10 protein-coding genes are annotated in these 13,303 nt (G+C 72.9%); 2 read left to right on the top strand and 8 right to left on the bottom strand.

Annotated elements, in window-relative coordinates; all coding sequences use genetic code 11:
• Nucleotides 1-272 precede the first annotated feature (272 nt).
• The 8 genes from GA0070562_RS30135 to GA0070562_RS01575 form a co-directional block, all read right to left on the bottom strand.
• Nucleotides 273-410: a hypothetical protein gene (locus GA0070562_RS30135; RefSeq protein WP_013283356.1), complete on the bottom strand. Its 138-nt coding sequence runs from the start codon at nucleotides 408-410 to the stop codon at nucleotides 273-275.
• 223 nt (nucleotides 411-633) lie between these two features.
• Complete coding sequence (locus GA0070562_RS01545) at nucleotides 634-2,097, bottom strand: dihydrolipoamide acetyltransferase family protein (RefSeq protein WP_091413764.1); 1,464 nt, start codon at nucleotides 2,095-2,097, stop codon at nucleotides 634-636.
• Between the two features lie 5 nt (nucleotides 2,098-2,102).
• Nucleotides 2,103-3,092, bottom strand: coding sequence for an alpha-ketoacid dehydrogenase subunit beta (locus GA0070562_RS01550; RefSeq protein ID WP_091413767.1), 990 nt, complete (start codon nucleotides 3,090-3,092; stop codon nucleotides 2,103-2,105).
• A complete protein-coding gene (gene pdhA / locus GA0070562_RS01555; RefSeq protein WP_013283359.1) occupies nucleotides 3,092-4,270 on the bottom strand; it encodes a pyruvate dehydrogenase (acetyl-transferring) E1 component subunit alpha in 1,179 nt (392 codons plus the stop codon). Before pdhA ends, GA0070562_RS01550 begins: the two co-directional genes overlap by 1 nt.
• 612 nt (nucleotides 4,271-4,882) lie before the next feature.
• Nucleotides 4,883-5,518 carry a hypothetical protein gene (locus GA0070562_RS01560; RefSeq protein ID WP_244254140.1) on the bottom strand — a complete coding sequence of 212 codons (636 nt, stop codon included), beginning with the start codon at nucleotides 5,516-5,518 and terminating at the stop codon, nucleotides 4,883-4,885.
• 11 nt (nucleotides 5,519-5,529) lie between these two features.
• Nucleotides 5,530-6,756 (bottom strand): hypothetical protein, encoded by a 1,227-nt coding sequence (locus GA0070562_RS01565; protein ID WP_091413770.1) that lies wholly within the window; start codon nucleotides 6,754-6,756, stop codon nucleotides 5,530-5,532.
• A 52-nt stretch (nucleotides 6,757-6,808) separates the two neighbouring features.
• Nucleotides 6,809-8,467, bottom strand: a complete 1,659-nt coding sequence (locus GA0070562_RS01570) for a GTPase (RefSeq protein ID WP_091416015.1) — start codon at nucleotides 8,465-8,467, stop codon at nucleotides 6,809-6,811.
• A gap of 157 nt (nucleotides 8,468-8,624) precedes the next feature.
• On the bottom strand, nucleotides 8,625-10,442 hold the full coding sequence (locus tag GA0070562_RS01575; RefSeq protein ID WP_091413773.1) for a GTPase family protein: 1,818 nt from the start codon (nucleotides 10,440-10,442) through the stop codon (nucleotides 8,625-8,627).
• Nucleotides 10,443-10,652: 210 nt separating this feature from the next.
• Here GA0070562_RS01575 and dnaK point away from each other — a divergent pair, with 210 nt between their 5' ends.
• Nucleotides 10,653-12,515, top strand: coding sequence for a molecular chaperone DnaK (gene dnaK, locus GA0070562_RS01580; RefSeq protein ID WP_013473404.1), 1,863 nt, complete (start codon nucleotides 10,653-10,655; stop codon nucleotides 12,513-12,515).
• 48 nt (nucleotides 12,516-12,563) lie between these two features.
• Nucleotides 12,564-13,301, top strand: coding sequence for a nucleotide exchange factor GrpE (grpE, locus tag GA0070562_RS01585; RefSeq protein WP_091413775.1), 738 nt, complete (start codon nucleotides 12,564-12,566; stop codon nucleotides 13,299-13,301).
• The last annotated feature ends 2 nt before the right edge of the window (nucleotides 13,302-13,303 follow it).

A 13,303-nucleotide genomic window follows, 5' to 3' on the forward strand; every position in this document is an offset into this window, starting at 1 on the left:
GCGGGTACCGGCCGTGCGGGCTCCCCGCACCGTATCCGGTGGTCGCCCGAGGCCGCTCGGGGGAGCATCAGCGGTCACCGAAAGTCACCGGACGACGTCGATGGGTTTCGCTGCCTCGTATCCGTCCGGAGTCAGCCGGTTGGCGACCGTGCCAACCGTACCGGGCGGTGGAGCGAGGTGGAATCCCGGTGCCGACCGATACCGAGACGCCGAAGACCCGCCCGGAGTCGGGCGGGTCTTCGGACTGGAGGAGGTGAGAAAGGTTTGTGGCGTCAGCTCATGTGACGCTGGGCGATGGCGAGAAGCTCCTCGCGGACCGCGGGCGAGTTGGCGGAACGCAGCGCGTGCTCGATGGCGCGGGCGCGGCGGTTGGCGTCGCGGCGGGTGCGGATTCGCTCGATCATGCTCATCTCGGGTCTCTCCTCCTGGCTATTCGGTTGTCAGCCCCTTGATGTCTCTATTTAAGCGCACCGGGCCGCCTGTTGCCATCGATTATTAGGTGAGCTGAACCACGTACCTACGGATCGTAGGTGTTTACACGTCAGGATCCGACGAATCCGTTCCCAAAAAGGTCACGGCCGGTGTGCCGGGCGTTCACCCGTGGCACACCGGCCGTGACCGGAGCGTGGTGCGTCAGGTCCAGGCGAGCAGCGCCGCCTCCGGGTCGGCCAGGAAGTCCCCGATGTCGCGGAGGAACTTCGAGCCCAGCTCACCGTCGATGATCCGGTGGTCGAAGGACAGGCCCAGCGTGGTCACCAGGCGCGGCTTCACCTTGCCCTTGTGCACCCACGGCTGCTCCCGTACCGCGCCGAAGGCGAGGATCGCCGACTCACCCGGGGGCAGGATCGGCGTGCCGGTGTCGACGCCGAAGACGCCGACGTTGGTGATGGTGAGCGTGCCGCCGGACATGTCCGCCGGGGACGTCCGGCCCGACTTCGCGGTCTGCACCAGTTCCGTCATCGCGTCCGCCAGCTCGCGCAGCGAGAGCCGCCCGGCGTCCTTGATGTTCGGCACGATCAGGCCGCGCTCGGTGGCCGCCGCGACGCCGAGGTTGACGTACTCCTTCACCACGATCTCGTCGCCGGCCCAGGTCGAGTTGACCATCGGGTGCCGCTTGACCGCCAGCAGCACCGCCTTGGCGACCAGCAGCAACGGCGAGACCCGCACGTCGCGCCACTCGCGCCGGTCACGCAGCCGGTCCAGCGCCTTCATCGCCCGGGTCACGTCGACGGTCAGGAACTCCGTGACGTGCGGGGCGGTGAACGCCGAGCGGGCCATGTTCTCCGCGGTGAGCTTGCGTACCCCCTTGACCGGGATGCGCTGCTCGCGGTCCGCGCCGAAGCTCGCGGCCGACGCGGCCGGTGCCGCGACCGTCTGCGGCTCGGCCGCCGCCGGGGTTCCGCTCGCCGCCCGCTGTACGTCCTCACGGGTGATCGAGCCGAGCGGACCCGAGCCGGTGAGCGTGGCCAGGTCGATGCCGAGATCCTTCGCCAGCTTGCGGACCGGCGGCTTGGCCAGCACCGGACCGGAGACCCGGCCGTTGCCGTTGACCGCCGGCGCGGGAGCGGGCGCCACCGGCGCGGGAGCGACAGGCGCGGGTGCCACCGGGGCGGCGGCCTGAGCAGGTGCCGGCGCGTCAGCCTTGCGCGGGCGGCGCTTGGCCGGGGCGTTGCGCGGGCCGTAGCCGACCAGCACGGCGGTACGCCCACCCGGGGCGACACCGCCGATCAGGCCCGGCTCGACCATGCCCTCGGCGGGCGCGACCTGGACCGCGGCCAGCGACGCGGCCGACGGGGCAGGCAGCTCCGACGTCGGGGTGGCGGTGGTCGACTCCTCGATCGGCCCGGCGCCCGGGTCGGTGTCGATCGCGATGATCGGCACGCCGACCTCGACGGTGGACCCCTCCGGGTGGAAGATCGCCTGCACCCGTCCGGCCCACTTCGCCGGGATCTCGACCGCCGCCTTGGCGGTCTCCACCTCGACGATCGGCTGGTTCAGCTCGATGTCGTCGCCGACCTTGACCAGCCACGCGAGGATCTCGCCCTCGGTCAGGCCCTCACCCAGGTCGGGAAGGTTGAACTCCTTGATCCGGGACATGCCGCTCACCAGCCGAAGGTGCGGTCGACGGCGTCGAGCACCCGGTCCAGGTCGGGCAGGTACTCCTCCTCCACCCGGGCGGCCGGGTAGGGGGTGTCGAAGCCGGTCACGCGCAGCACCGGGGACTCCAGGGAGTAGAAGCACTCCTCGGTGATCCGGGCCGCGATCTCCGACCCCAGACCCAGGTTGCCCGGTGCCTCGTGCACCACCACGCAGCGGCCGGTGCGCCGCACCGACTCGTACGCGGCGGTCAGGTCCAGCGGCGAGAGCGTGCGCAGGTCGATGACCTCCAGCTCGCGGCCGTCCTCGGCGGCGGCGGTGGCCGCGTCGAGCGCGGTGCGCACCATCGGGCCGTACGCGAGCACCGTCGCGTCGGTGCCGGATCGCGCGACCCGGGCCGAGTGCAGCGGGTACGCGTCGGCGATCGGCGCCTCCAGGTCCACCGGACCCTTCTCCCAGTAGCGCCGCTTCGGCTCCAGGAACACGATCGGGTCGTCCGACGCGATCGCCTGCTGGATCATCACGTACGCGTCCTGCGGGTTCGCGCAGCTGACCACCTTGAGACCGGCGGTGTGCGCGAAGTACGCCTCGGGCGACTCGGAGTGGTGCTCGACCGCGCCGATGCCGCCGCCGAACGGGATGCGGATGACCATCGGGATCCGCACCTTGCCCTGCGAGCGGTAGTGCATCTTCGCCACCTGCGACACGATCTGGTCGTACGCGGGGTAGACGAAGCCGTCGAACTGGATCTCGCAGACCGGCCGGAAGCCGCGGATGGCCAGGCCGACAGCGGTGCCGATGATGCCGGACTCGGCCAGCGGCGTGTCGATCACGCGCTGGTCGCCGAAGTCCTTCTGGAGGCCGTCGGTGATCCGGAACACGCCGCCGAGCTTGCCGACGTCCTCGCCCATGATGACGACCTTGGGGTCGTTCTCCAGGGCCCGCCGCAGGCCGGTGTTGAGCGCCTTGCCGAGGGTGAGCGTCTCCGTGGCCATCAGTGCGCGCTCCCCTCGAAGGACTCCATGTACTGCGTGAACCGGGCCCGCTGCTCGTCCAGCTCGGGAGAGCCGTTGGGGTAGACGTGGTCGAACATCGTCACCGGCTGCGGGTCGGGCATGGCGAGCACGCGCTCGCGCAGGTGCACCGACTCGGTGCGGGCCTGCTCGTCGACCTCGGTGAAGAACGACTCGTCGGCGATCTTCTGCTTGGTCAGGAAGGCCTTCATCCGGGCGATCGGGTCCTTGGCCTGCCACGCCTCGACCTCGCTGGCGATGCGGTAGCGGGTCGGGTCGTCGGAGGTGGTGTGCGCGCCCATCCGGTAGGTGTACGCCTCGATCAGGCTCGGGCCCTGGCCGTTGCGCGCGTTGTCCAGCGCGTGCCGGGTCACCGCGTACGACGCGAGCACGTCGTTGCCGTCCACCCGGACGCCGGGGAAGCCGAACCCGCCGGCCCGCCGGTACAGCGGCACGCGGGTCTGCCGCTCCAGCGGCTCGGAGATGGCGTACTGGTTGTTCTGGCAGAAGAACACCAGCGGGGCGTTGAAGACGCTGGCCCAGACGAACGACTCGTTGACGTCGCCCTGGCTGGTGGCGCCGTCGCCGAAGTAGGCGATGACCGCCTCGCCGTCCTCGCCGCCGGTCTTGCCGTCCATGGCGACACCCATGGCGTACCCGGTCGCGTGCAGGGTCTGCGCCCCGATGACGATCGTGTACATGTTGAACTTGAACTCGTTCGGGTCCCAGCCGCCCTGGTCGACGCCGCGGAACAGGCCCAGCGGCATGATCGGGTCGATGCCGCGGCAGTAGAGCACGCCGTGCTCGCGGTAGGTCGGGAAGGCCATGTCCTGCGTACGCAGCGCCCGGCCGGAGCCGACCTGCGCGGCCTCCTGGCCCAGCAGGCTGGCCCACAGTCCCAGCTCGCCCTGGCGCTGCAGTGCGGTGGCCTCGGCGTCCAGCTTGCGCACCAGGACGAGGTCGCGGTAGAGCCCGCGGTACTCCTCGTCGGTGAAGTCGACGCGGTACTCGGTCCCGTCCGGGCCGAGCGCGCTCTCGATCCGCTCACCCTCGGGGGTCAGCAGCTGTACGAGTTCCGGTTCACCGGTCGCGGCGGCGCGTCTGGTTCGGGGTGCGGCCCGCTTGCTGCGGGTGGCGGCCCCGGGGTCGCCCTTTGCCATCCGTCTCTCCCTGTCTGTCTGCGCCGGCGCCGGGGGTTACCCGAGCCGAGCACCTCGTGCGCCCGCCCGGCTGGTGCCGGGTCGGTCCCTGGCGACCGCGCCTGACCTCGGTAGAGGTTGCCGCGCGGCGTGAGCCGGAGTCGGTCGGTGACAGACCCAGGCCCGGGAGTGCCGGCGCCGTTCCGCACCAGCCGCGGGGTACGCGGAGGTGGCGGCTGCGTTGCCGTCGTGTCTGAATGATTGCAGAGGAGGTGAGCGGGCCCACAGTATGGCCTCCCTCGCCGGTGAGGTTCCATCGGGTTCATGACGGATAAGCGCTTTTGTCCGCTGTGGCGAGAGCGGCCGACGTACAAAATGTGTGTCGACACGCGGTTGCGGCTGGTGAACTGAGCGTCACTGGGTCAAGCTGGCGATGAGCCTCCGCGCGGCATTTGTCCTGATATCCGCGCGTGCTCTCCCGTCCCGTCCGTGCGTGAGGAGTGTGCCGGTGTCCGAACCAGAGGGTCCACCCGGCACGCCCTTCCTCGGCCGGCACCGGGCGCTGCCCGCCTCCCCGTACCGCCGGGTCGTGGGCGCGCACCGTGCCCCCGGAACAGGCGGTCCCAGCCGCGGCTACCTGCTCACCGTGGCGTTGCTCGCCGGCACCGCCTCGATGCCGATCCTCGCCGCGATCAGCACCGGATCGGCCACCGTCGGCAACAGTGCCCTTCCCGACACCAGCACGCCGTTCCTGCCGACCCCCTCGGTCGGCCCGGTGGTCATCCCGATGCCCCGGGGCACCCAGGCCCCGGCGCCGTCCACGCCCACGACCGCCGTCGACGTGACCTCGGTGCCCCCGGCGCGGCCGGTGCTCCCGGCGGCACCGGCCCTGCCCGACGACAGCGACCTCGGCGCCCGGCACCGGTCCCGCCCGGTCGCCGCGCCGCCACCGCCGTCCGCGCCGGTCCGGCCCACACCGGTCCGCCCGCCGCGCCCGTCGCCGGTGCCCTCACCGTCGCCGTCGCCGTCGCATCCGGGTACGCCCGAGCCGAGCCCGAGCCCCGAGCCGTCCGTCACGACAGCCGAGCCGTCGGCCACCTCCGAGCCCTCGTCGGAGCCGACGTCCGAGCCCTCCGCCACGTCGTCGGAACCGACGTCCGAGCCGAGTACGGGTACGACGTCGGAGCCGGGAGCGACGGCCACGCCGCCGGACGGCACGCCGAGCGCGACCTCGGCCGCGCGCCGGACGGCGTAGTGGCCCGTGAGCACGGGCCGGGCGGTCAGGCCGGATCGTCGGTGAGGCGGTGGCGGTTCGCCTCGATCCAGGCGTTCAGCGCCTCCGGGTCGTCCGGGTCCACCCCGTCCGCCATGAGCTGGGCCACCGCCGCGGTGGCCGGGCTGCGCCGCTCGCCGGTGCTGTAGAGCCGCGCGAACTCCGGGACCATCTCGGTGATCGCCTCGTCCGTCCGGGCGGCCGCCGACTGCGACAGCCCGCGCTGCCGGGCCGCGTACGCCGCCCAGGCGCGCAGCACCCGCGGCAGCATCGCCGCGTCGTCCATGTCCAGCACGGCCCGGCGGTGCACCCAGTCGAGCAGGAACAGCTCGGCGACCATCGGGCTCCACCGCATCGGGTCGGCATCAGGGAAGCTGGCCGCGTGGTCGAGCAGCAGGCCGAGGCAGAAGTGCAGCGAGGCCAGCTCGCCGTCGGCCACCTCGGGCAGGCCGAACCGGGTCGCCTCGGGCGAGTCGAGGAAGGCGCGCACCAGACGGGTGCGGACCTCGTCGGTGGGCGGCGGCACGACCGCCGGACCGGCCGGCGGGGTCGGCCCCGGCAGCACGGCCAGCCGGGCGCCCACGAGCGCCCGATCGGTGGCGAGCGAGCCCTGCGCGGGCAGCTCGGCTAGGTCGTCGGTGACCGCCAGGTGACGGCTCACCTCGGCGTGCATCCGAGCCGGGTCCTCGGTGCGGAACCAGGTGAACTCGTCCTCGGTGCAGATCTCCCGCGCCTGCTCGACGATCCGTCCGGCCGGGCCGCCGACGAAGACGTCCTTGGTGATGCCGATGTTGTGGTCGACGAGGGCCACCAGGGCGTGCTCCGGGCCGCCCTCCTCCTCGTCGTCGTACGCGAACGTGGCGAGGTAGGAGGTCTGGTCGCCGTACACGTCGCCGTAGGCCCAGGCGCCCGTGACGCGCACCCGGCCGAGCTGGCCGGCCCACGACGGGGCGTACGCCCCGGGCCGGACCCGGGCTGCGCCCTCGGCGTCGGGCACCAGGGCGGCGAAGACGGCCCGCAGTGTGGTCGCGGCGGCGCTGCGGCGCCGGGACGTGGCGGCGAGGAAGCCGGTGACGAACTCGCGGACGGCCTGCTCCCGGTCGTGCTCCGCGACGGCGTAGACGCTGCCCAGCAACGCGGCGCCGAGCATCTCCGCGTCCAGGGCCGAGTCGAGCCTCGTCACGTCGCGCGCGGCGTGCAGCACCGCGTCGTAGGGGGTCTGTGGCGTGGCCATGCATCGACCCTACGCCGCACCGGCCGCCCCCACACCGGTCAGCACGCCGGGTTCAGCGCCGTCCCGCCTCGCGCAGCGCGTCCCGGGCTGTGCCGTAGCGCGCCAGCACCGCCCAGACCGGGTCCAGCACGTACTTCTCCCCGACGCTGCCCACGGAGGTGAGCAGGCGGTCCTCGGCCCGCCGCCGGGCCCGCCGGGCGGCCCACCCCACCACCGGCCGGGTGACCGCCGCGATCAGCAGCCCGGCCAGCAGGCCACCGAGCAGCAGGACGGTGGGCCAGGGCACCACGCCGAGCGTCGGGTGCTCCAGCTCCGGCAGACCGAGCAGGCGCAGCGCGTACCCCAGGACCAGCCAGGCCAGGCCCGCGAGCGCGGCGAGGGTGACCACCCACTGGAGCACGCCGACCACCCGCCACCAGGCGGGCCGCCGGTCCATGCCCAGGTCGGTCGCGGCGACCGCGTGGTCGAGCGCGCCCGGCAGGTCGGCCTGCCGGGCCCGGGCCGCGGCGGTCACCGCGGCCGGCCACGGCGCCGGCAGACCGGCGCCGGACCGGTCGGCCACCGCGCGGATCGCCAGCGTGACAGCCGAGCGCTGGGCGGCTGTCGGATCGGGTACGGACGTGGCCGCGACCAGGCTCTCCGCCGGCGCGTCCGGGTCCCGCCCGGGCAGGTGCAACCGGCGCAGCGGATCCGGCCGCAGCTTGCGCCAGCTCCGCAGCATCGGCCAGCCGGTGTTGCTCACCGCCCGGTGCCGGTACGCGCCCTCGACCGCCGCCGCCACGGTCGGCACCCCGGCCGCCCCGGCGAGTGCCCGGGTCAGCTCCTGCGCCGAGGCGTCACCGGGCCGCGTGCGCGGCGGCTCCGGCCCCACGAGCGGTTCGAGATCGGCCACCACGGCGTCCACGTCGCCGGAGAGCCGGCGCAGGGCGGCCTGCCGTTCGGCGACCGTACGCTCCAGCTCGGCCCGCAGCCCGTCCAGCCCGTTCGGGTCCACCGCGACGGTCGGCAGCAGCGGCACCCCGCCCAGCCCGTCGGCGTCGAGCAGCCGGCGCAGGTCGTCGAGGACCTTCGGCAGCTCGGTGGGGTGCAGCCGGTCGGCCTGGTTGAGCACCACGACGGTGACGTCCTTGTGCCTGTGGAACTCGCGCAGGTAGCTCGTGTGGATCACGCGGTCGGCGTACTTCTGCGGGTCGACCACCCAGACCACGAGGTCGACCAGGCCGAGCAGGCGGTCGACCTCCAGCCGGTGACCGTGCTGCACCGAGTCGAAGTCGGGCAGGTCGAGCAGGACGAGGCCGTGCAGGTTCGACTCGTCGTCGCCGTCCAGCGGGCTCTCCCGGACGAACCGGTGCCGGGGCAGCACCCCGACCCAGTCGAGCAGCCGGACCGCGCCGTCGAGCGGGCCCCACACGCAGGCGTGCGCGACACCGGTGGTCGGCCGGCGTACGCCCACCGGGGAGAGGTCCAGCCGGGCCAGCGAGTTGAACAGGCTCGACTTGCCGCTGCCGGTCGCGCCGGCGAGCGCGACCACCGTGTGCCGGCCGGAGAGCGCGAGCCGGTCACCCGCGCGCTCGACCACCGTGTGCGCGGCGACGAGCTGGGCGTCGGGCACGTCGCCGTCCGCCGCGCCGAGGAACCGCTGGATCGCGGTCAGCCGTGCGATCAGGGTGTCCGGGTCGACCCGCTGCTCACCCCGCATCGCCTCGCGCATCCGTCCCACGATGTTGCTCACGATGCCTTCCTCGCGCTCACGGGTCCGGTTTCTGTTCGCGACTGCGGGGCTCGCAAACCCGGCTCACTCCTCGCGCTCACGGGGCCGGTCTCTGTTCGCGACTGCGGGGCTCGCAAACCCGGCTCACTCCTCGCGCTCACGGGAGACCGTCCTGCTCGGGGGCCGGGAACAGGCCGCTGCGGTGCCGGGCCCGCTCGACCTCGACGGCGGCCCAGCGCAGCGCCGCACCGGCGTTGGCCGCCGGGCGCTCGGCCTCGGTGCGGCTCAGGTAGCGCGCGGCCTCCTCGGCCAGCAGTTTGCCGACCCGGTCGAGCAGATCGACGCGGGCCTCACGGGCCAGGTTGCGGACCGCCTGGTCGCCGAAGATCGCCTGGAGCACCGTCTGCCCCGCCACGGCGGTGCCGGTGCCCGCGGCGACCTCCAGCCCGGTGGGGATGAAGGCGGTGGAGGCGAACACGCCGATCATGACGGCGAGGCCGGTGGCATTCACCGCGTACGCGGCCGTGCGGGCCACGAACCGCCGGTCACCGCCCTCGACCCGGACCAGCTCCAGCACGCCGCGCTGCCAGTCGCGGACCAGCTGCTCGGCCCGCTGCGGCAGGTCGGCCGACGGGTGGGCCAGGTCCGGTTCCAGCAGCGCCGCGCCCGCCGGGTGCGCCTTCCAGCCGGTGTACGCGTTCTCCGCCGCCTCGGCGGCCACCCCACGCAGCAGCGTGACGAGCTGGGACTCGATCGCGGTACGCAGTTCCGCAGCGGGAGCGGGCCGTCCGGTGACCGCCGCGACCACCCGGTCGCGCAGCCGCCCGATGCGGGCCTCCAGCCCACGGAAGAACTCGCCGGTGCCGATGAACTCCTGCCAGCGGGCCAGCACCTCGCCGCGCAGCAGCCGGCCGTCCTTGAGCCCCTGGTCGACGCTCCGCGCCGCGCTCCGGTACGCGGCCTGGACCCGCTCGTCCAGCGCGTCGGCGGCGGTGACCTGCTCGTCGGCGGCCTCGGCCAGCGTCTCGACGACCGGGTGCAGCGCGGCGAGCGCCCCGTCGAGCGTCTGCCGGACCACAGCGGCGCGGGCCTCGGCGTCGGCGGCGAGCCGGGCGAACCAGTCGCTCAGCGGCGCGGTGATCCGGTCCGGCAGCAGCCCCTGCCCGTCCACCCAGGTCTCCGGCAGCACGAACAGCGGCGAGGCGCCCAGCTCCTGCTCGGCGAGCATCTCGGACAGGTGGGTGGCGATCTCGTCGGCGGCCTCCGGGGGTACCCGGTCCAGCACCATCGCCACGGCGGTGCCCCGGGCGCGGGCGCTGCGCAGCAGTTCCCAGGGGACGGCGTCGGCGTACCGGGCGGCGGTGGTGACGAACAGCCAGAGGTCGGCGGCGGCGAGCAGCTGACCGGCGAGCGCCCGGTTGGCGTCGACCACCGAGTCGATGTCGGGCGCGTCGAGGAAGGCCAGGCCGGGCGGCAGCGCCGGTGCGGTGACCAGGTGCAGGGTGCCCGGCTGCTCGCTCGGCTCGGTGGTCCGGGTCAGGCCGGGCAGCAGCTCGCCCTGCCGGAACCAGGCCGCGTCGGTCGGGCTGCACACCAGCACCGGGGAGCGGGTGGTGGGGCGGAGCACACCCGCCGCGCTGACCCGCGCCTGGACCAGGCTGTTGACGAGCGTCGACTTGCCGGCGCCGGTGGAGCCGCCGACGACCACCAGGAGCGGCGCGTCGAGCCGGGCCAGCCGGGGCAACAGGTAGTCGTCGAGCTGGTCGGTGAGGCTCGTTGCGGCGTGCCGGGCCGGCTCGGCCGAGGGCAGGGCGAGCGGGAAGCGGGCCGCACTGATCGCCGCGCGCAGGCCGGTGAGCGCGGCGGGCAGGCCGTCGGCGGCGTGAGCAGGCTGGTCGTCGCCCGTGGTGGCTCCGGTGCGGGCTGCGACGGCGGGCGCGCCGGCACGGGTGGCGGAATCGCCATGCGTCGTCACCGCTAAAGCGTGCCCGACCGACGCAAGGTAAGACAACCGGACAGTAGTAACGGTCGGGTTGCGCCAGGTCGGCTCAACCCCGACTTGCGGATTGGCGATCGCGTGGCACTATTGAGTCAAGTTCACTCAACTTGTGGTGCGGTCGCTTCCGGGCGGCCCGCCGGGCAGGCCGTCTGACCTGCTCACCCGTTACGAAGCGAGGAAGCGAACATGGCACGTGCGGTCGGCATCGACCTCGGCACGACGAACTCCTGCGTCAGCGTTCTCGAGGGCGGTGAGCCCACCGTCATCGCCAACGCCGAGGGCTCGCGTACGACTCCCTCGATCGTCGCGTTCGCCCGCAACGGCGAGGTGCTCGTCGGTGAGGTCGCCAAGCGCCAGGCGGTGACCAACCCCGACCGGACCATCCGGTCGGTCAAGCGTGAGATCGGCACCAACTGGACCGTCGACATCGACGGCAAGAAGTACACCCCGCAGGAGATCTCGGCGCGCACGCTGATGAAGCTCAAGCGGGACGCCGAGGCGTACCTGGGCGAGCAGATCACCGACGCGGTGATCACCGTCCCGGCCTACTTCAACGACGGGCAGCGCCAGGCCACCAAGGAGGCCGGTGAGATCGCCGGCTTCAACGTGCTGCGGATCGTGAACGAGCCGACCGCGGCGGCCCTGGCGTACGGCCTGGACAAGGGCTCCAAGGAGCAGACCGTCCTGGTCTTCGACCTCGGTGGCGGCACCTTCGACGTGTCGCTGCTGGAGCTGGCCGAGGGCGTGGTGGAGGTCAAGTCCACCAGCGGTGACAACCAGCTCGGTGGTGACGACTGGGACCAGCGCATCATCGACCACCTGGTGAAGACGTTCCGCGGCGAGCACGGCATCGACCTCTCGCAGGACAAGATGGCCATGCAGCGGCTCAAGGAGGCGGCCGAGAAGGCCAAGATCGAGCTGTCCGCCGCCACCACCAGCAACATCAACCTGCCGTACATCACCGCCGGTTCGGCCGGCCCGCTGCACCTCGACGTGACGCTCAGCCGCGCCGAGTTCCAGCGCATGACGCAGGACCTGCTGGACCGCTGCAAGGGCCCGTTCGAGCAGGCCGTGAAGGACGCCGGCATCAAGATTTCCGACGTCGACCACGTCATCCTGGTCGGCGGCTCGACCCGTATGCCGGCCGTGACCGACCTGGTCAAGCAGCTCACCGGCCGCGACCCGAACAAGGGCGTCAACCCGGACGAGGTCGTCGCCGTCGGCGCCGCCCTCCAGGCCGGTGTGCTCAAGGGCGAGGTCAAGGACGTCCTGCTGCTCGACGTGACCCCGCTGAGCCTGGGCATCGAGACCAAGGGCGGCATCTTCACCAAGCTCATCGAGCGCAACACCACCATCCCGACCAAGCGCTCCGAGGTGTTCACCACCGCTGACGACAACCAGCCGTCGGTGCTGATCCAGGTGTTCCAGGGCGAGCGGGACATCGCCGCCTACAACAAGAAGCTCGGCACCTTCGAGCTGACCGGTCTCCCGCCGGCCCCGCGCGGCGTGCCGCAGATCGAGGTCACGTTCGACATCGACGCCAACGGCATCGTGAACGTGCACGCCAAGGACCTGGGCACCGGCAAGGAGCAGAAGATGACGATCACCGGCGGCTCCTCGCTGCCGAAGGACGACATCGAGCGGATGCGCCGGGACGCCGAGGAGCACGCCGACGAGGACAAGCGTCGCCGTGAGGAGGCCGAGACCCGCAACGTGGCCGAGGCGCTCCAGTGGCAGACCGAGAAGTTCCTCGCCGAGAGCGGCGACAAGCTGCCCGGCGAGAACCGTGACCAGCTCAACGAGGCGCTCGGCGAGCTGCGCAGCGCCCTCGGCGGGCAGGACATCGAGAAGATCAAGTCCGCCCACGAGAAGCTGGCGCAGGTATCCCAGCAGGCGGGCTCGCTGCTCTACGCCCAGCAGCAGGAGGGCGAGCAGACCGCCCCGGGCGCGGCCGGGCCGGGTGCCGGCGCGGGTGCGGCCGGTGGCCCGAAGGCCGGTGGCGACGACGACGTGGTCGACGCGGAGATCGTGGACGAGGACAAGAAGTGACATCCGGTCCCGGACACGATTCGCACGGCAGAGGGATGAGGTAACCGCATGACGGACAAGCCACGAGCGGCCGACCCGGGTGCCACCGGGTCGGCGCCGGGCGCCGGCAAGGACACCGGCGACGAACCCCGGGTCGTCATCCGCGACAAGCGCAAGCTCGGCAAGGTGACCGAGCAGCCGGCGAACAACGTCTCGGCGGCCGACGCGGCCGCCGACGCGCCCGCCGAAGGGCTGGTCGAGGAGGCCGAGGTCGTGGTCGACGAGATCGGCGGCGAGGCCGAGGTCAGCGGTCCGACCGTGGTCGACTCGCCAGCCGAACCGGACGGCGGGACCGGCACGGACGCGCCGTTCGGCGCCGAGCTGGAGTCGCTCCGCACCGACCTGGAGGAGCGCACCCGCGACCTCCAGCGGGTGACCGCGGAGTACGCCAACTACCGCAAGCGGGTCGACCGGGACCGCAACCTGGTCCAGGAGCAGGCCACCGGGGCGGTGCTCACCGCGCTGCTGCCGATCCTCGACGACCTGGACCGGGCCCGCGAGCACGGCGACCTGGTGGGCCCGTTCGGCAGCGTGGCCGAGCAGCTCACGGGCGCGCTCGCCAAGTTCGGCCTGACCGCGTTCGGCGAGAAGGGTGACCCGTTCGACCCGACCCGGCACGAGGCGGTGGCGCACCAGACCTCGGCCGACGTGACGGAGCCGACCTGCGTACAGGTCATGCGGCGCGGTTACCAACTCGGCGAGCGGCTGCTGCGGCCCGCCATGGTCGCGGTCGCGGACCCGGAGTAGTG

Source organism: Micromonospora tulbaghiae, assembly GCF_900091605.1.
GTDB classification, from domain to species: domain Bacteria; phylum Actinomycetota; class Actinomycetes; order Mycobacteriales; family Micromonosporaceae; genus Micromonospora; species Micromonospora tulbaghiae.

Bases quoted from the DNA above. Each gene is read 5' to 3' on its own strand.
- GA0070562_RS01550 (WP_091413767.1), bottom strand. From the start codon at position 3,092: ATGGCCACGGAGACGCTCACCCTCGGCAAGGCGCTCAACACCGGCCTG.
- pdhA (WP_013283359.1), bottom strand. From the start codon at position 4,270: ATGGCAAAGGGCGACCCCGGGGCCGCCACCCGCAGCAAGCGGGCCGCA.
- GA0070562_RS30135 (WP_013283356.1), bottom strand. From the start codon at position 410: ATGAGCATGATCGAGCGAATCCGCACCCGCCGCGACGCCAACCGCCGC.
- dnaK (WP_013473404.1), top strand. From the start codon at position 10,653: ATGGCACGTGCGGTCGGCATCGACCTCGGCACGACGAACTCCTGCGTC.
- GA0070562_RS01545 (WP_091413764.1), bottom strand. From the start codon at position 2,097: ATGTCCCGGATCAAGGAGTTCAACCTTCCCGACCTGGGTGAGGGCCTG.
- grpE (WP_091413775.1), top strand. From the start codon at position 12,564: ATGACGGACAAGCCACGAGCGGCCGACCCGGGTGCCACCGGGTCGGCG.
- GA0070562_RS01570 (WP_091416015.1), bottom strand. From the start codon at position 8,467: ATGCGCGAGGCGATGCGGGGTGAGCAGCGGGTCGACCCGGACACCCTG.
- GA0070562_RS01565 (WP_091413770.1), bottom strand. From the start codon at position 6,756: ATGGCCACGCCACAGACCCCCTACGACGCGGTGCTGCACGCCGCGCGC.